We start from the raw sequence: 19,236 nt of genomic DNA, 5'->3' as shown, positions 1-19,236 counted from the left end.
TCGGATCTCCCGGCGTTGCGCTCTGGGCGGTCGCCCGCTCGAACGTGCCCGACCAATAGTTTCCCGAATCGGCGAGAATGGTACTATGGCTGTCGATACTGCTGTGGAGCGCTGTCGATACTGAGTCGACGAGCGAATCGCCCGTGGAAAACCTGAGCTGCAACTGTTGCATGCTGTCATGCACCATCGATATGGGTACGTTATCATAGGCAAACTGCAATGTCGGCCGTGGCCAGCAGTGAAGCTCGATTCCCTGCGGGAGCGTTACACTGTCGGAAACCCGTCTGACATGAAAATCGATATCGATTATCGTATCCCGCGTTTTCTGTGTTGCCTGATCGGAATAGCGAAGCGCCATGTCGAGATTGAACGGGGTAATTGCCGGCTGCAGAGGGATTCTTTTCTGCAAAATGAAATAACTGTCGATATAGGTGGTCGTGCTGTCGAAAATGGAAAGGCCGGTAACGGAAATCGAATTCGGCTGCCCCAGAAGGATAACATCCAAAATATTGTGCAGCACCAGTTCGAGCAAGGCGTCGTGTGATGTTTCTATTGTCCAGAGATCGCTTTTGGGATTTGTGGCAGAGTAATCGTTGGTTTTAATATTGTCGGTCATGGTGACCAGACTCTGGGGTGCTGCGTTTTCCGATGTAAAAAAGACCGTAAAAGTAGTCGGCACACTGTTGCCTTCCTGGAAATAGTAGGGATCTTTGCCGGCCTGCATGTCTCCTCTGGGATTGCCGTCGGAGAAAAAGATAATGAACTGCTGCTGCTGCGGATTGGCAGCATTCTTAAATGCTTCTTTTGCGGCATCAAAAGCTACATTGATATTGGTATAGACACTGTGATTGCTCATATCACTGGGGATGTATTCCAGATGAACATAATCCTGTACCGAATCGAGTATCTCGGCCCGGGAGGTATCCAGGGTGAGCACTTCTTTAAGCTTTTCAATCCCCTTTCTCCCATCGGTCCTGATTTCGTTAAGCCTTGTCAGTGGTATGTATGACTGATGACGGACCCCGTCAACATTACCGGGGAGTTGTTCGAAAAAAGAATCATCACGGTGGTCGAAATAGAGGATGTTCTGAAACACCGCCACGCCCACCTCGGCATCGGGGATCCGTGCATAGATTTCATCGAGCATGGAAAGCATGACACTGTACCGGGAGCCCATGCGGTCATTGGCCGTGCTTCCGCCCACCCCCGACATACTGCCCGAATTGTCCACAAGGAACATAATCGATGGCGTGCCTTCGGCAGGGGTGGATGAATCCGCTTCACAACCATGCACCCGGGGGCCCATCGCGATCACTTTCTCGGGAACATCGATAGTATCGCCGTTGAATGTAAGGGGACATTCGGTGATAATAAACTCACACCACTCCTGTGGATGTGCGATTGCGCAGAGGAGCAAAATAAGCGACACAGCACCATATGAACAACTGCTTGTAAGAGTTTTGAGAAAGATTGCTGTTATTTTCATGTGCTGCCCCCTTTCAAGCAAGCATATCTTATTTCATTATCGTGATCACTACCCGCCGGTTTTTCCGCTTCCCCTCTTTGGTGGTATTAGGAGCAATCGGCACGGAGTCTCCGAAACCGGCAGCATCAAAAAGCTCGGTAGGGAGATTTTCCGTCTCAATAAAGTATTTCATCACCCGCCTGGCCCGGGCCCTCGAAAGCGCGGTGTTGTCCGGGTAGACCGATTTCAGCTTTCCGACAATCGGGTCCGAATCGGTATGGCCTTCAATGCGCACCGGATGGTCGGGATAGGTTTTCAGGAAATCGGCAATCCGTTTCAAAACCTTGATACCCTCTGGCGGAAGTTCGGCGCTTCCCGAGGCAAAGTGGATAGCCAGCTCCTGAGCAGTGATTGTCACATATTTTTCGTGCTCTTCAATCTCGAGCCCCTCGATATCCTTAAGCCCGCTCAGATCGGGCTGCTGTTTCTGCTTTTCCTTTTTCTCTACTTTACGTTCCGAAATAAATCGCTCAATTATTTTCGGCGCCTCCTCATCCCGCTTCTTTTTGCCCAGCTCCATGATCAGGTAGAAAGTGTGAGTCGATGCCAGATCGCCTTCGGTTTTCAAGTTATATTGGTAGAGCATGGTCACTTTCGGCCCGGTTTCCGTGAGCGGGACTTTTGCTCCGCCGGCAAGGCCCCAGTATTCGATAAATCGTTTGTCAAAACCCAGTTGGAAATAGGCGCCCAGGGTCTGTTTCAGCCATGCACCCATACGCCAAGCCGCACCCCATTCGATCTTTTTAGCCGTTTTTATGGCGTTGTCAAGTGAGTTGAACTCATTCTTGTTCGCCCAGAGGTCCTTTAAATCGATATCCAGCCCGCTTTCGAGCCGCTGCTCCCAGAAATATCCCAGCCAGGAAACACGAAGGGAACGGGAATAGGCGGCATCGCTGTCGAAATCAAACAACGAACGCCCCATGGTGGGAGCGATCAGATTGATAGTTGATAATCCGGCGACATGCTCACCCAAAAGCGGGTGCTCCTTAAAGCGATATGAACCTCCGATATCGAGACCCAGTCCGCAGAGCGGGTCACCAAAATTGCTTTGATATGCAATGTTGAGATTTGCGCCCAAGCTCAAGGTTCTCCAGGGATTGATGGCATAACTCAGCATGGTGAATGTATTATTATTGCTGCTTGAGCTGCCACCGGTTACCAGACGCTCGGTACCGGGGTCGAATCGGGCAGACTGAATTTCACCATCATTTTCGCCGATAATCGAAATTCCCGCTGTCTGGCCGGTGGTAACCGGCATGGTAACACCGAATTCCCAGAGCTTGAACGCACCTTGCATCACCGGCGCAAAGGCTCCGCGAAGGGTGATATAGTCGCTTTCGGTGAGTAGTGCAGGATTGGTTAGTGGAGAATACCGCCCCATCAGGTCGCGCCAGCGGCTGCTGAGAAGAAATTCGCCGGGAAGACCGTCGGAAAGACATACCGTCAGAAGTCCGTATACGAAAATCACAGGGAAAATCCTGTGAATTAATCTACGTTTTATCATAATGAGCACCACCCGTCATTCGGAGTGCTCAGGCACATTTGAAAATCTCGGTACCAAGAGGAGTGCCCGCAGCATCTAAAACATTACTATCGCCTTATTTACAATTATGTATCTACGGAATGGAGCAGTCAACAGAAAAGGGCGGTTCCGGAAAAGGGATTACCGGAATTGGGGGGATTCAATGTCTGATGTCCACCACCAGGCGGGAGGGATTCCCGAGTTCCATTACCCGGTATCTATTTGGTGATGATACCGCCGCCACCCAGGTTACGATATTTTCGAAATCGCAGGTGGCAACCAATCTGAGAATTACCGGCAGCTCGAGTCTTCTGTCACGGTCTTCGATGGTAGAAGAACCTTTCGTATGCATGCGCGCCGAATGAAATCGAATCATGAGCCACCCATCACCGGGAAGGTACAATGGGTTGCCCGAACCACACATGCGAACCGGCTCATCGATATATTCTATATGGTAGTCTGGAATGCCGGGACCGGAAATTTCAAACACAATGCGGTCAAATTCTTCATGACGCCCTGTGCGTACGTCGGTAATTGCCGAAAAGGTATCCGCAGGAAAACCGGTGCTGTCGGAAATAATGCCGGCGGTCCAATCGGTCTGCTTTAAATGCGCTGCGCTTGACGGTTCCTGATCCGGAACGCTGTCTCTGTTTTTACATGTTGCCACAGTAAAAATGAAGTACACCGACAGTGCGATAATCGGTTTCAATAAATGATGCACAGACACCTTTGAGAAAAAATTGATTTCAGTTGTTCTGTTTTTTTGCGGCATCCTGTTCAGACCTGAATACAGTTTTTACATTGGCCAGCTGTCGATAGAGTGCGATATTTTTGCGATGGGGGCAGCCATTTGATCAGGAATATTGCCAGAGCCCTTTTCGATAAAGCCCTCGCGATATCCGACGCCACCGAATGGATTGCCGCTTCTCGCTCTACCATACCTTACTCAAAAAAAACATTCCATTTTCTCGGTGTTCTTCAAATGTTCAAAAGGAGTTCCGTAAAGGCTTTATCGATCACCGGTACTTTCTTCCCTGTCTTCACGGCTTTCAAAGCCGCAAAAACCATGGCCATACTCTTGATATTATCGAGTACTTCGCATTCCGGTACGATACCGTAGGTGGCTGCACGGACAAAATTATCCAAAATAAACATCTGTTCTTCACGGGTCATGTTTTTAGGAGATATCTCCTGTTCATTTTTGACTGTATAAAGTCGGGGGGAAGAATAGAATCGGATGTTTCCTTTTTCATAGGTGATTGTACCTTTTTCACCTTCGATCTGCCAGTTGCCGTTCCAGTCTGAAAACTGACCCTTTGCCCCCCAGCTCGTATTGTAGAGGATGTGTGCGCCGTTACTCATCTCGAAAATGAGCGAACTCGAACAGTCGCCTTTGTAATTCGACCATTTTGGATTCCAGGCAACACCCTGGACCGAAACAGGTTCGAGTCCGGTGATATAGCGCATGTAATCGAAATGATGTATTGCCATATCGACAATGACCGGGTAGTCCATCTCGTGACGGAACCCTCCGCCGAAATCGAATCCCAGGTAAAAGTCCACCTTGACCTGTCCGATTTCGCCGATTTTTCCTTTTTGACTAAGTTCGGCAATCGTATACATGGGTGGACGGTATCTGAAATTCTGGCTGATCACGCACCGTTTTCTGGTTTTGCCGACCGCTTTGACAATAGCTTTGCATGATGCAAACGTGTCGGCCATGGGCTTCTCGCTGATTACATGAAGGTCGGCTTTCAGAGCTTTGATAATTGTCTCTTTATGAAACTCGGGCGGCGTCACGCAAACAAGCATCTCTGCATTGGTATTCTTGATTGCTTCATCGAGTGTGGAGAAACAGATATCCGGATCGCATTGAGCAATTTTACAGGCCTCCTTCAGCGCCTTGTCATGCACATCAACAATACCAACAATCTCCGTCTTCGGATAATCACTCAGCCATCGGGTCCATCGTAATCCATGGACTCCGGCGCCAACTTGTATTACTCGCATAAAAACTCCCTTTGGGAACAAAGGTCAGGGTAACGCTTTTTCAAACTCTCGCCGACCATCGCTCAATCTCGTTATCTTTTGTTTCTTTCTCTTAACCGCAGCCTCAACTCTCATCTCGTTGTCACTGTCCTGGTTTCCTATTTTTCTTTATCTTCTCCTCAATTTCTTTCCTACTCCTCAAACTCCAGCACACCCTTAAGATATCCCTCCGGTCGTTCGCTCGCAATCTCCATGGCTTCCTGGACCTTTGATAATGGGTGACGGTGGGTTATCAGGTTACTCTGGTCGAAAGTCCCCTTTTCCATCAGGCGTACGGCCCGTTCCATGGTCGAGACCGCAAGGTCGGTCGAAATCATGGGGGAGGAGTTGAGCACCTTATAGCCGCCGATATGCCATTCCCCGAAATCGACCGATCGGGGGGCATGGTGCCATGCAAAAAGCGCCAGTCTGCCGCCGGTGCGGATAAAAGAACCTGCCGACTGAAGGGTTTGTTCCACCCCGGCGGCTTCAATGACAAGATCGAAAGGATCGCTTTTGTACTGCTCCAATTCGGTGAGACCCTCCGCAGTGCCGGTATTGATAATCTTACTCGCCCCGAACGCTTTTGCCCGTTCCAGGTTCTCCTGCTTGATATCGGTAACAACGAGTTCTGCCAGCGGACAAGCAGCCAGTCCCTGGACATTGAGCAATCCCATGTATCCTGCACCCATCAGTAAAACCCGGTCGCCCGGCATGATTTCATAGGAGCGGATCGCACCCACTATGCAGTCGACCGGCTCCGCGATCATCAGAGATGGATCTTTCGGGGCTGTGAAAATTTTACGGTGGTTGAAGCTTTATTATTGTATAATGTCACCCACTCACGGCATACAACATAATCGCCTTCCTTTATATCCTCTACTTCGTTGCCGCATTTGGTGACTACGCCGATACCCTCATGACCGACATAACGGGGGAGAGGAAATTGCCTCGACTCTATATCCCTGAACAAAGAGACTTCGCCCATGCATATGCCGTTGGCAAGGCATTTGACCTGGATCTCATCCGCACGGGGGTCAGGAACATTAACTTCGTGTAACTCAGCCTTTCCTTTTTCCGGAAAGTATACCCAGAGCGCTTTCATAATGAATCCTCCTCAGTTCGACATTCTTTACTTTGGTCTTTGTCTCTAGTCTGTCTCGTTCTCAAAAAGAGAACCGAGGGACATGAACGAGCAGATGAACGAGAATAATTAGATTCTTTATTCTCCCGATACTAAATATTTAAAATACTCATTGCTATTCCCTAATTGAAGATTTTATCCCAGTTTAGTATTTTTTGAGCATCAAGCCGAATTTATAAAAGAAAAACAGAAGGAACCACTATGGCCCGAACTCCTGCCAAATACCCTAATCTTCTTTTTATTTATACCGATGAACAGGCGTATAATACATTGGCCGCCTATGGAAATACCGCCATCCACATGCCCAACCTCAATCGGTTGGCGCAGCGATGTACGGTATTTGACCGGGCCTATGTCACCCAGCCGGTATGTACGCCGTCACGCTCCTCCCTGCTGACCGGCTTGTATCCCCATAAAAACGGATGCACCGAAAACAACATTCCCCTGTCTGAGGATATCCCCTGTCTTCCGGAGATGATAGAGCGTGGTGATTATGCTACTGCCCATTTCGGTAAATGGCATCTTGGTGATGAAATCTTTGCGCAGCATGGCTTTGAGCAGTGGCGGAGCATTGAAGACCATTATTCCCATTATTTCAGCAAAGGACGGGATAAAAACAGTCATTCAAGTTATCATGATTTTCTACTGCAAAACGGTTTTACTCCCACAGACGGTTCCCGGTTCAGCAGGCCCGAAGCTGCACGAATGCCCGAACAATTCGGAAAACCGGCCTACCTTGCACAGGAAGCGTCATCCTTTATCCGTCAAAACAGCGATCATCCCTTTGTGCTCTATGTTAATTTTTTCGAACCCCATATGCCCTTTTTCGGCCCCCGGGACAATCAGTACGATCCAGCATCCATACCATTGCCACCGAATTTCGATTGTCCCCCTGCGGAAAACCAGCCGCTTAAAACCAGGCTGCTCCAGGAGCATTATTTACGCTACGGTCATTCGGGCCTTCCGCTGCAAACGCCTGATGACTGGCGCAAAATGATCGCGAACTACTGGGGACTTTGCAGCTTGATCGATACCCATATCGGAACGATTCTTTCAACAATGGATCAGCACGATCTCTGGGACAACACGATCGTGGTCTTTACTTCCGATCATGGCGATATGATGGGGAGCCGGCGGCTGGTCGGAAAGTATGTCATGTTCGAGGAAGCGATTCGGGTTCCCTTGATGATCGGTATTCCAGGACAACATAATGGACGGCGGGTGAGGGGACCGGTGAGTCAGATCGATATTGTTCCTACGCTGCTCGATCTCATGGGACAACCGGTTCATTCTCATCTGCAGGGAAAAAGCCTTTGTCCGTTGCTTGACGGCCGCCGGGATATTCACCGGGAAGATGTCTTTGTCGAATGGAACGGCGCGAATAACGGTTTGGGAGACAAAATCGGAGAAGTCTCCATTCCTCAATGGATGAATGAATCATATTCAAAGGAAAAAATCGAATCTGCCATGCGGGATCCTGTCAGAACTATTATCAACCCCGACGGCTGGAAATATTGCTGGAGCAGCATTGATGAAGATGAACTCTATAATCTCAATGATGATCCCCTCGAAACACGAAACCTGGCGGCAGATCGGGATTTTGGAGGCATCAAAGACGATCTCAAACAGCGGATAAAAGAATGGAAAGTAGGAGTCGGCGACAAAGTATAATTACAATGACAATAAAAAAGTATTGACAACGTATTTATTAACGATATAATTAAAATGAGCCTTTTTGCTGAACACCCCCATCTCCTTTCTACCACGCTCACCTCCTTCTCAACCCCACGAGAAGGAGGCTGAGCTGGGGGCAATATACATCCGAAATCCGAAATAATACTGACCCCCCTAACGCTGATTCAGCAGATATTCGCAATTTCCCCATAATATGATATAGCTTTCTTCCATCGTGTTCTCCTAACTTCGTGCATTCGTCCCTTACCTCATCTTACCGCGGAAATCTAGTATATTGAAATTTTCATTTTTTTCATCTCAGAGGATTCTATGGACCTTTCAATCTGCAAGCCTGTTCAGCATCATGCAAATAAAACCCTCTTTATCTTTTTCCTGGTGCTTTTTTGCATTCAGAACATTTCCGGCCGTGTCTACGTTGTCGACCAGAATCACCGGAAAGCTTCCGATAAAAATACAGGAACATCAGAAAAGCCTTTTAAAACTATTTCCCGGGCCGCAGAATCAGCAGAGGCGGGGGATACAGTGTTTGTTTGCAGTGGTATCTACAGGGAGCGTGTTGCCCCGGCCTATGGCGGTCACCCGGAAAAACCGGTTGTTTATATGGCTGCTCCCCAAAATAAGGTTTTTATCAAGGGTTCCGAGGTTTGGAAACCGTCGTGGGAAAAGACCGGTGCCGGTGCAAACATATACCAGGCATCGATCGATACCGCACTTTTTCCGCCCCTGCCCACAATACACGGATCTCGCACCTTTAATCCCTATAAGGAATTGCTTTCAATCGGCGAGCGACGGCTGACATTGGGGCAGCTCTTTGTTGACCACAGAAAATATTTACAGGTAGATTCCCCAAAGAAGCTGGAAACTGTTGCCGGGTCATGGATGGTCGTTGACAGTGGAAATGCCATGCTTGTGCATTTCACCACTTCAGCAAAACAGGTCGCCAACTGTCTGGTTGAATTAACAGTGAGAGAAAGAGTCTTTGCGCCATTCAAGCGAGGACTGGGGTATATTGTTGTGAAGGGTTTTATCATTGAGCACTGTGCCAATCAGTACCCCCGGGGATTCTGGAATCCCACCAGTCCGCCCCAGGCTGGTGCCCTCGGATGCCGGAGCGGTTATCATTGGATAATCGAAAACAATACGATCCGTTATGCCCGGACCATGGGGCTCGATTGCGGAGAAGAGGGGGACAGCGATGCCGATTATCTCAATCAGCCACGGCCCGGAATGGTCGGATATCATATCATACGGAATAATATCATTGAAGAAAATGGGGCGGGAGGTATTGTTGGTTTTAAAGCAAAAGGTTGTATCATTGTCGACAATACCATTGTGAATAATAATAACTGTGGTATGTACGGCACCGAGGCATCGGGGATGAAATTCCATGGATTCGATGACGGCCATATTGAGGCAAACTATATATGTAATAATGGTGTTTCGGGAATCTGGGTAGACAACCGGTGGAAAAATTGCCGCATCACCCGGAATGTTGTGCTGGGTAATACCGGCGCAGGCATTTTTATCGAACTCGGGACCGGACCGATACTTGTTGACAACAATATTATTGCATACACCAAAGCCGGTGCAGGAATGGCCGGTGACGGTATCTACAGCCACGATGCATCGATTGTTACTATCGCCCACAACCTGGTCTATTTCAACGCCAATTTTGGTATCTGGGCCCATGTGGGAACCGACCGGGGACGGGGGGATAATCCGGTGTCGGCTTCACGGTGGCAGGTGAACAATAATATGATCATCGGTAACCATCGTGGCGCAATCAGCTTGCCCGCGGTTTCTGACCGGTCGAACAATAACTTTTCCGATTATAATCTTATCGCCGGTCCCTATGAGATATATACATCCGACACCTACGGTGTACCCCTGGGCAAACCGCTGTTTTTAGTTAATATCAATAAAGGAAGGATTACCAAAGATTCGGTTGTCGGGGCGCTCAAGGCAGCGTTGGATTCTGCACAAATCCCCGATGAAAACCGTCCTTCGCTTAAACGGTTGAAAGCAATGCCCTCTCTGTCTATTGGTGAATGGCATATTGCAACGGGCAATGATAAGCACAGTGTTTATCCGACCGTTCTCCGCACGGCCTTGTCCGAACATGCAAACACCCTTTCATTCTGCATCGATAAATCGGTAAAATCGATTGAATGCCCTCCGGTCGAGGAGGTCGACAGGGATTTTTATGGAAATTTACTTCCGGCCCAGACCCCGCTGCCCGGCCCCTTTCAGAATCTTGTAGTCGACCCTCGTCTGAATGACACTGTCAGCTTTGCCGATCCCCTCGGCGGTCCCTTTGCATCACTCCGCGCAGTCAGAGACAGTACTAATCATTTTATTCTCCAGCCGGTACAACCTGTGAACCGTCCTGCTCTTTATAAAGCCTGGAAAGAATGGCCTCCGCAGGAAAAGGAGCTTTCCGATACGCTAACAGAAAAAACACTTCCCGAAAAAACTTCTGGCTCTCCGGAAAACCCTGCAAAAATCGGCTATTTCAAATCTTCTGTTGTTCTTGACGGAGCTCTTGACGAATGGAATGATATCGCGCCCCTTGAAGCACCATATTCAGAAAAAGATTCCGGGGCGCTGAAACTGGTGTGGAACGAGAAGGGAATCTACGGGGCGGTAATGATAACCGATACGGTTGTTGCAGCGAACCCCGATCGGAGAAGGTTCTCCGACCGTATCGAAATCTATGTGGAAAAAGACTGTGCCCGATCAACGTCGCTGACCCCCTATGCCGTTTGCTACACCTTCATGCCCCTTACCGAAAAGGGAAACGGAGAATGCGCACTCTGGACCTATGACCATATTTGCGACGATGAATACGACAACCTGAAAGGAGTCTGGAAATCCGGCCCCGGCGGATATACGATAGAATTTCATATCCCCTTCGAAATACTCGGCCCTGCAAAACCAGAGAAGGGAACCATTATCGGATTCAACTATTCGCTGTACAATGAACACTCACCCCTCGAGCACTTCTACTGCAACAGCAGCCACAACCGCAACTCCCGCACGCCCTATCGATGGGGAACTGTGGAGTTGACTAAGGGAAGATGAAGGGGCAAGATTTCCCTTTCGCATCGTTGTCTCTCTCCGATAGCACCTCAGGACAGGTCTTTTGTCTCCAATAGCTCTTAATCTTCTTCCTTTCCCTCCTCAAAAAAACGCGCCCCTGCATACATCGTACACAGAGGCGCAGCGCGTGGAGAATGGTAATGCAATCTTCTATTTATTAATTCTCTATTTTTTCCTCCGCTTTTTCTGCAGCTTCTTCTACCTTTTCGCCGGTTTCCTCAGCGGCTTCCCCCATCGCTTCACCAGCCTCCTCGGCAGGACTCTCTTGCCCGGTGGCTTCCTCAACCGTTTCATCCACCTTTTTGCCGGTTTTCTCGGCAGGTCCCTCTTTTTCACAGGCATTAATTGAAAGCAGTGCAACAAACGGCAAAAGCATAATCATTTTTTTCAGTCCCATGAGAAAATCCTTCCTTAAACAGTATAATAAATTGTGAATAATTTCTTATAATTTGAATCCAAATCCAAGCTGACCGGCCAGAGTACCGGTAAACACATCATCGAATATGTCGTCATCAAATGTCTTGGTTAATCCGATAGTATACCGGAAATCCAAAAACATCAGAAATTTATCCAGATCATGAGAAAAACCCACACCGGTAACAACCCCGGATTCAACCTGATTGACGTCTTCGTCAAGATCGGTCCCCGCATCAAAATTAAAAGGACCGACCTCATAGATCTCATCAGTTTCGGACTGAAGGTTGATTCCCAGAAAAGGACCGGCGTAAACATAGGGCCGGGTGCGTGCTTCAACCGGAAATGCAACTTTTGCAAGCAACGGTATTTCCAGATAGGATAGCTGAATATTCCAGCTCCCGCTTACTAAATCATTCCCCGCTTCAACGGTTTCCCCCTTCTGGGTATACTGAATTTCAGGCTGGAGTGAAAAAATTTCATGCAATGCAATATTGGCAAAGGCACCCACGTTAATACCAGGCCGCAACTTTGTATCGGTATTATCAAGATCAGAGTCTTCACCGGTAAAGTGTCCGAGATTGAATCCGATCTTGCCGCCTATCGAACTTTCATCAAATTGTGCCTCAATCTGACCTGCAAGTAATACCGGGATTATCAACCATAGAAATTTCATATCCCTCTCCTTTCATTTATACTCTGATTACTCCACTACTCCTAAATGGTCTCCAGATCCTTGTTTTTCGCAGCAGCCTCTTTAAGCCGTTCATTGGCATAGACAGCGATTTCAACCCGGCGGTTTTGGGCCCGACCCCTTGGAGTAGAATTATCGGCAACCGGCATTTGTTCCCCATAGCCTTCAACTTTCAGACGATCGTTATCAACATCGAGCGCAATAAGCTTCTCTGCAACCGACAACGCACGCTCTTCACTGAGCTCCTGATTGTATTCTTTCGTACCAATCGAGTCGGTATAACCCTGAACCAGGATATTGGTATCGTCATACTTTTTTAAAACATCTGCCATTTCTCTCACATTCTCTCCGGCATCAGCCGTCAATGTACTGGAATCGAATTTAAAGAGAATGCCCGAGTCGAAAGTGATTTTAATACCCTCGCCGACCCGTTCGACTTTCGCGTTTTCAAGATCTTCCTCGAGTTCTGCGGCCTGTTTGTCCATGTAGTTGCCGATCGCAGCGCCCGCCGCACCACCTATGGCCGAGCCGATAATGACCCCTGCCGCGGTGTTGCCGGTCCGTTTACCGATAAGCGCTCCCAGACTGCCGCCTAAGATACCGCCAAACACACCGCCACCCGCAGTTTTCGAGCACCCCGCATATACGACAACCAGCAAGAGCGACAGTATGATTCCCTTTGCATACCTGCCGCGGAAAAGGTCCTGGACCATCCCCATACATACCTCCTTTGCTATGACGACACAAATTTCATATTGTCAAATTGTATTAATTGAAAATGCATACCGCTCCTTTCCGCTCTTGGTGAAAAGGGAAAGCATATGCACGTTCGATTAAAGGGATGTTTTTTATTGCAAGATGTATGCCAGCAGTGGAAATGTGTTGTTTATGAAGGGGAACTTAAGAAAATGGCTGTTTGTGGTGTTGTACAGGTGGGGAAGGTGGGGGGGGATTCCTGAAAGTGACAAGAAAACTTTCCGTTTCTGACAAATTATACAACGCAAAGTAATGTTTCAGGAATTGCCTATGTTAAAAGGAGGAAGGAGATGATATTCCCTGGCTGTTCAACCCGGTAAATTCCATTTGCATGAATAATTATTCCTGTTTTCACCTATAAAGTCGGCAATTTCGCATAATTGCAGCGGACGTGGTGGAGTTTTCAGCGGTTCCAGCTCTTTGCGCAGCGCTTTGCCGAAAGAGCCGAAGGATGCCGGATCATTGGGATAGGAATCCTTATCGATTCCGACAAAACCGATATCTTCTGCGGCTTGTTTGAGGCTTTCGTGCCACTGGTCAAGTGATACCGCACCGATACCGGTGATACCATTGGCCATCAGAATAACCCTGGCCCGTTTGAAAGTGCGATCCCGGCAGAATGAATGAAGCGCCTGTGCGGATACCGATGTATTGAATACCAGCCAGTAGGGGATCGCATGGGCCTGCATGGTCGACCAGGGATCCATAATTGCAAAACAGTCAACCAGCAGCGTTTCGGGCTTGTGGTCCCGCTTCAGATACCAGTGATGATAACAGTCGGCTGCAAAGGGACTCAGATCTTCGGGTGATTCATAGGATACCCGCCACACCGGCCTGCCGGTCTTTTCGATATCATCATACATCGACTCAACGAATCCCCATTCGGCTTCAGGTTGATACGAATCGACAGGGCCAGTTTGCCACTTCTCAGCAGACATGCCCTGCTTTTGAAGGAATTCTTTAACCCGGTCGCTTCCCTGAATATATTCTTCGGGTGACGTCGTTCCATAACCGCCGGTCTGGAAATAATGACGGTCGCTTATTGTTTTTACCGGCCAGCGAAAGGAGCAATCCGAAACGATAATGGGCGCGCCGGGGGCGAGTTTATTTTCGACAAACTCACGATATGCCGGCGGAAGCGTGAGATATTTTACCCGGAGATAGGCAACCTTGGTTACCATCAGTCGGTCCTGCACCGGATCGTGCATCTGGTGGACCACCACCGAAGGGTTGGCATTCAAAAAATCCGGTACCGCTTTTTTGCCCCATTTAATATCACCCAGAATGTCGTCGGGGTGCACCGACCGCTTTGCCGTCACCAGAAGCGTTTGCGGAAGCCAGGGAATCCCGAGCGCCGAGCATAAATGGATCAGTGCCCCATTTGCAGAACCGATCGCTACAGCAGGATATTTCCGGTCCGGATAACTATCAACAATATCCTGCGCCATACGGTCCATATCGATATCTTTCAGATGCTTTCTCCGCAGTGCATCTTGAGCACCGGCTTCACGGTATACCCACTGACGGAAATCTTTGGGAAGCGAATTGATGGAACGCATGATACTCAAGGGGACATACCGGAGAGGAGGGATCCCCTTGAACGGCCGCTCAAGAAGGCTGTGCTTCAAAGAATCCAGCATCGTGGTGGCCGAATCGAAACCGGCCAGAATATCATCGGATTTTATAGGTTTGTCGGAAGACATGATTTGAAGGGGTTCCTCTGAATCTAGAATATAATCAACGAACAATTCGCAGTACAGTCGCCTTCATGACTGTTTATAAAATAATACATAATACATGAATACCCAATTACCCCTCAGGTTCGGACAGACGGAAATACTTCCTCAGCGAGGACCGATCCGATCGTAATACCCGCACGGCAGAAGAAATAACCGTCACGCACCAGACTTTAATACCCGCCAAGAAATCCTTCACACCCACTTTACGGCATTGAACAATAAAATCCATAATAAAATATTTGTAAATACGTGCACTTTATTTGTCAGACGAATTGTCTATTCTATCTCTTCGAGTACCGCAACGACAGTCTCCTTGAAACGGTTCAACTGCATGCTGATAATCCAGCGGAGTAATGCATTCGGTTTGTTTTTAAGCCTGACCTTTTGGCTGTATCCGAGGATTGCATGGGAATTTTCGCTGTCTAGGTGATAATCGGCGCGGGCTTTCACCGGGCCGGGTGCCATGTCCCAGTTGTGATTGAATGATTCGAGCAGCATGGCAATGCGCCTCTCATCAGGATAGATGATTCTTTTATAAACCGACTCTCCACGATATCCCCATACCTGGAAAACGGTTCGTACCAGAGATGTACTCGAGTCGAGCACTGTTATGTCGATCGTATCTGCATAGGCATTGAATCTTTTCAGAACGGCCGGATCGAGCAGTATCGAATAGATGCTTTCGGCGGACAGAGAAGATTTGACTGCAAAAGAAAATGAATAGCCACTGCCTTCAAAATCCAACGATGATGATATCACTTGGGGTCCGGCATGGGAGCGCAGAATGAAACCTGCAAGAATGATCAGCAATAATCGGCAGGATTTTTTTTCACATAGCACCCCCAGATGGGAATAACACTTTTGTCTAAAGGGGCTAGTGAAGTTTTTCTTCCAGCTTTTTGACCATTTTAAGGTCCTTCTTTGCCTTTCTTTTTTTGCCCACTTTTTTGTAAAGTTTAGCCCGCATTTTATAGGCATAAATGTAATCACTATCCTTTTCAATCGCGGTATTAAAATCAGCTTCGGCAAGAATAAACTTCTTATTATTGTAGTATGTTACGCCGCGCTGGTAGTATGGCAATATACTGTCCGGATACATGCGGATGAATTCGGAAGCCAGTGAGGTTGTTTCTTCATATTTTTTTTTGAGTGAGTAGAATATAGCTTTTATGTCTAATAGCGTGATAGTTAGTGCTGTCGCGAGACAGAGCGGAATCAAGACAAGCCAATTGCTCGGTCGTATCTTCCACGTGACTAAACCTGGCATTCGATTCTTCCATAACACTCATTACATACATTCCGTCGTGAGGTGTATGAATATTATATTTGTAGAGGCTGTCCGTATCACAATAATGAAGACCGAGAGTTGCACGTTCGGGAGTCAATGATTTTATCATAGTCCAGGCTTGCTAATGATTTTTCGGTGGGAGTAAGCCCGTCGCCGGCCGGCAAATCTAAAGCTCCCCCTCATTTCTTTTTCGGCAGTCCATCCCTTTTAATTGGCCAGGCTATGCCGCCAATTCCAATTTTCACCATAACTAAATATCCGCTGAATTTATTATCATATCTGTTATGGCGAGTATTCATTACAGATAAATCTGTTCTGATAGTCCAGGAACCGGATTCATAGGATTTTACTAATACTCCCCGGGTAGGCGCAAGTTTCCAATCAAAAGTAACCCCTAAAACCGGACTTGAATGCATTGGGATTTCAGCGTCGGATTTATACTTCGATGTGTCCGCATCAGCAATACTGGCAGAATGACTTGCAATGCCGATATATGGAAATATGTACACTCTCTTTGTCAGCACAAGATATCCAAAATGGATGGCAGGACTGAACTGAAATAATTTAACTCCCTGAGGCCAAATATCATTTTCAACAATAATGGAATCTTTCAATTTAGTGGCAGCTTGAAATTGATTATAAAACACAAAACCAAATTTTTTATAGAAGAAATCGAAAGAATGTCCTAATAAGACTGCGTTGCTGTATATATCTTCTAATCCCCCAGAGAAAAGGCCAAGGCCAGAGAAAAATGATAGACCAAAACCCCAGTTTGAGGGCCTGTAAACATACCGGATCTTCAATCGAACAAAATCAGCGTATTCGCCTTCGGGATGCTTTTCCAAATATCTATCAGCTTCATAGTTAAGAGTATTCTGGTCTAATGTATCTCTGGCATCTGATATGAGCCAATGTAAAAAGATATTACAGAAATCGAATTTCTTTTCATTTAATTTTTCCATGTTTTGTTCAATTGTTAATTTATTCTTTTTCAATAAATGTTGCATATTATTCAAAAGCGCATCATTCGGTGCCGGAGCCTTGTTATAATATGCTTTGGTAATTGTATCCATCATATCAAGATTCGATACATAAAAAAATCTGCCAAAAAGCAGATCAAAAGAGATAATTTCATAAGGTGTAAAAATATTGTATAAGGAGGTGTCAATCTGACGATACATTTGAGTATGCAGTTTCTGTATTTGTTTAATTTCACCATTTTCTAATAATTGATAAATCTTGTGTCTTCCGTTTTGTATCAGTGTAAGAGGAGCAGGGGTATCAAGATTCAATAATGAATCATTTTCGGCGAAAATGATGGTTGCTGCAAACAAAATTAAATAACAGACATTTCTCAAATTTCCTCCTGATGAAGAAGGTATATATTTATAAAATTCTTTCTATTTTTCTTTTTTAATAATAAACATCATTCCCTCTTCTAAAAACAAACATATTTTTGCAAAGATAAAAGAATCGGATATCTGTTTCTAAAAAAAACGGGGAGCAGTCCCTCACCATTTTCCGAAACCACCCCGGCCCTCTCCCTCCTTCCTGAATTTCACGTCCCTTGCTTTCCCTACTTTGCCCTTAATTTCCCTTACCTCCATCACCTTCACGCAATGCATTATAACCATTCTATATCATTTTAAAATCAAAAGCTTACCTTCTATGAACGTTGGGAATTTCATGGTGAATGTCACATATCCGGGTATGAAAAATTGACAGGAAGATTTCTGTAAACGCAAAATCTTGTGCTAATTTACAAAGGAAAACACAGTATGTGGTGTATTTGGGCTGCTTTTAATGCCCCATATCCCCTTCTCGGCAGGTGGCGGGGTTAAAATGAAAAAAGTATTTGACTTGAACAGGGCCTTTTTTGTATTATAGTGGTTAATAGTAGCAAGAAGTGGGTTAAAGTGGGAAATTCTAGGCCGGAATTGATCATGTCGAGATTCAGAGGAAAATTCGAGTATTCCATCGACGCCAAAGGAAGGGTGAGCATGCCCGCCAAGTTTCGCCGCGTGCTTAATCCCGAAGCCCAGGAGACGTTTGTAATATGCCTCACTCCAAACAAATGCCTCCGTGCATACCCACTTGATGCCTGGGAGAAATACGAGGATGAACTCGCCTCCAGGCCAGAAACCCACGATACCCTCCGATTCAAGCGATTTCTCTATGATACAGCGGCCGATTCCACTCTCGATAAGCAGGGGAGAATCCTTATTGCTCCCAATCAGATAAAACTCGCCGGCATCGCCAAAGAAATTATCCTTGTCGGCCATATGGGATATATCGAAATGTGGGCCAAAGAAGCCTACGAATCCTACTTCTTGAATATGCAGGACTACGATGAAACGTATTTCAAATCGGTCGAAGCCGGATTGGTGGCGCGATGAACACTCAACGCTACCATATCCCTGTTCTTCTGAAAGAAACCACTGATGCACTTGCAATCAAACCCAACGGTATTTATCTCGATTGCACCCTCGGCGGGGGAGGGCATTTTCTTTCACTGCTTAACGGGCTCGACAGCACCGGCGTTGCAGTGGGGATCGACCGTGATCCCGACGCCGTGGCATGGAACCGGGAACGGTTTCACGATTACGCACCCACAGTCATCATCGAACAGGAACGGTTTTCCCAATTCGACCGGGTCCTTCACAAGCATCACATCTCCTTTCTCGACGGCATGCTGCTGGATCTCGGACTCTCGCAACATCATATTACCGAGGAGCAGCGGGGGTTCAGCTATATGAAAAACGCCCCTCTCGACATGCGCATGGATCCCACTAATCCCCTTACTGCAGCGGATATCCTCAACAATTCCGATTCCGCCGAACTGACCCGTATTTTCGGTGAGTACGGAGAAATTCAGAATCCGCAGCGCATGGCCCGTACAATTGCTCATTATACCAATAAAAATACATTGCATACCACCGATGACCTGAAAGAATGCCTCCATCGTGAATATGGCCCGCGCCTGAAAATCAAAATGCTCGCCAAGCTCTATCAGGCACTCAGAATTGCGGTCAATGATGAACTCAGGGAACTGAAAACCTGTTTGGGGAAATCGGTCAAATACCTCAATAAGGATGGACGGCTTGTGGTGATGGCCTACCATTCTCTTGAGGACAGGATTGTTAAGAATTTTATGCGTGATATGGAAAAGTCCTGCACCTGTCCGCCGGGTGCAATTATGTGTACCTGCGGCAATACGCCGAAATTTAAACGAGTAAATCGAAAGGCAATCAAAGCTTCCGAGCAGGAGATCGCTGCAAATCCCAGTGCGCGTCCGGCCCGACTCAGAGCTGCAACAAGAACAGGAAATTGAT

Annotated in this window: 17 protein-coding genes; 4 read left to right on the top strand and 13 right to left on the bottom strand. The window is 47.2% G+C overall.

Annotated elements, in window-relative coordinates; all coding sequences use genetic code 11:
- The 6 genes from GF401_18290 to GF401_18265 form a co-directional block, all read right to left on the bottom strand.
- Positions 1-1,486: hypothetical protein (locus tag GF401_18290; protein MBD3347008.1), on the bottom strand; the 1,486-nt coding region annotated here is incomplete at its 3' end.
- A 28-nt stretch (positions 1,487-1,514) separates the two neighbouring features.
- Positions 1,515-3,029 carry an OmpA family protein gene (locus GF401_18285; protein ID MBD3347007.1) on the bottom strand — a complete coding sequence of 505 codons (1,515 nt, stop codon included), beginning with the start codon at positions 3,027-3,029 and terminating at the stop codon, positions 1,515-1,517.
- A gap of 178 nt (positions 3,030-3,207) precedes the next feature.
- Positions 3,208-3,768, bottom strand: coding sequence for a hypothetical protein (locus GF401_18280; GenBank protein ID MBD3347006.1), 561 nt, complete (start codon positions 3,766-3,768; stop codon positions 3,208-3,210).
- Positions 3,769-4,025: 257 nt separating this feature from the next.
- On the bottom strand, positions 4,026-5,057 hold the full coding sequence (locus GF401_18275; protein ID MBD3347005.1) for a hypothetical protein: 1,032 nt from the start codon (positions 5,055-5,057) through the stop codon (positions 4,026-4,028).
- A gap of 170 nt (positions 5,058-5,227) precedes the next feature.
- Positions 5,228-5,845: a zinc-binding dehydrogenase gene (locus GF401_18270; protein MBD3347004.1), complete on the bottom strand. Its 618-nt coding sequence runs from the start codon at positions 5,843-5,845 to the stop codon at positions 5,228-5,230.
- Complete coding sequence (locus GF401_18265; protein ID MBD3347003.1) at positions 5,845-6,180, bottom strand: alcohol dehydrogenase catalytic domain-containing protein; 336 nt, start codon at positions 6,178-6,180, stop codon at positions 5,845-5,847. The genes GF401_18270 and GF401_18265 overlap by 1 nt, the downstream gene beginning before the upstream one ends.
- A 240-nt stretch (positions 6,181-6,420) precedes the next feature.
- On the opposite strand from GF401_18265, the gene GF401_18260 reads away from it, so the two are divergent.
- Positions 6,421-7,890, top strand: coding sequence for a sulfatase-like hydrolase/transferase (locus GF401_18260; protein MBD3347002.1), 1,470 nt, complete (start codon positions 6,421-6,423; stop codon positions 7,888-7,890).
- A 333-nt stretch (positions 7,891-8,223) separates the two neighbouring features.
- Positions 8,224-10,995, top strand: coding sequence for a DUF1565 domain-containing protein (locus GF401_18255; protein MBD3347001.1), 2,772 nt, complete (start codon positions 8,224-8,226; stop codon positions 10,993-10,995).
- A gap of 175 nt (positions 10,996-11,170) precedes the next feature.
- Here GF401_18255 and GF401_18250 read toward each other — a convergent pair whose 3' ends face one another.
- The 7 genes from GF401_18250 to GF401_18220 form a co-directional block, all read right to left on the bottom strand.
- Positions 11,171-11,410, bottom strand: coding sequence for a hypothetical protein (locus GF401_18250; protein ID MBD3347000.1), 240 nt, complete (start codon positions 11,408-11,410; stop codon positions 11,171-11,173).
- Positions 11,411-11,455: 45 nt separating this feature from the next.
- Entirely contained in the window at positions 11,456-12,103 is a 648-nt protein-coding gene (locus GF401_18245; protein ID MBD3346999.1) for an outer membrane beta-barrel protein, read from the bottom strand.
- A gap of 41 nt (positions 12,104-12,144) precedes the next feature.
- Positions 12,145-12,834 (bottom strand): OmpA family protein, encoded by a 690-nt coding sequence (locus GF401_18240; protein ID MBD3346998.1) that lies wholly within the window; start codon positions 12,832-12,834, stop codon positions 12,145-12,147.
- Between the two features lie 351 nt (positions 12,835-13,185).
- Positions 13,186-14,580 (bottom strand): hypothetical protein, encoded by a 1,395-nt coding sequence (locus GF401_18235; protein MBD3346997.1) that lies wholly within the window; start codon positions 14,578-14,580, stop codon positions 13,186-13,188.
- A 312-nt stretch (positions 14,581-14,892) separates the two neighbouring features.
- Complete coding sequence (locus GF401_18230) at positions 14,893-15,375, bottom strand: hypothetical protein (protein ID MBD3346996.1); 483 nt, start codon at positions 15,373-15,375, stop codon at positions 14,893-14,895.
- Between the two features lie 115 nt (positions 15,376-15,490).
- Positions 15,491-15,883, bottom strand: a complete 393-nt coding sequence (locus tag GF401_18225; GenBank protein ID MBD3346995.1) for a hypothetical protein — start codon at positions 15,881-15,883, stop codon at positions 15,491-15,493.
- Between the two features lie 200 nt (positions 15,884-16,083).
- On the bottom strand, positions 16,084-17,262 hold the full coding sequence (locus GF401_18220; protein MBD3346994.1) for a hypothetical protein: 1,179 nt from the start codon (positions 17,260-17,262) through the stop codon (positions 16,084-16,086).
- A gap of 585 nt (positions 17,263-17,847) precedes the next feature.
- On the opposite strand from GF401_18220, the gene mraZ reads away from it, so the two are divergent.
- Entirely contained in the window at positions 17,848-18,300 is a 453-nt protein-coding gene (gene mraZ / locus GF401_18215; GenBank protein ID MBD3346993.1) for a division/cell wall cluster transcriptional repressor MraZ, read from the top strand.
- Positions 18,297-19,235, top strand: a complete 939-nt coding sequence (gene rsmH, locus GF401_18210) for a 16S rRNA (cytosine(1402)-N(4))-methyltransferase RsmH (protein MBD3346992.1) — start codon at positions 18,297-18,299, stop codon at positions 19,233-19,235. Before mraZ ends, rsmH begins: the two co-directional genes overlap by 4 nt.
- Position 19,236 lies beyond the last annotated feature (1 nt).

Source organism: Chitinivibrionales bacterium, assembly GCA_014728215.1.
Lineage (GTDB): Bacteria > Fibrobacterota > Chitinivibrionia > Chitinivibrionales > WJKA01 > WJKA01.
Note: the sequence above shows the minus strand (reverse complement) of the source record. Positions and strands in the feature narration are given on the sequence as shown.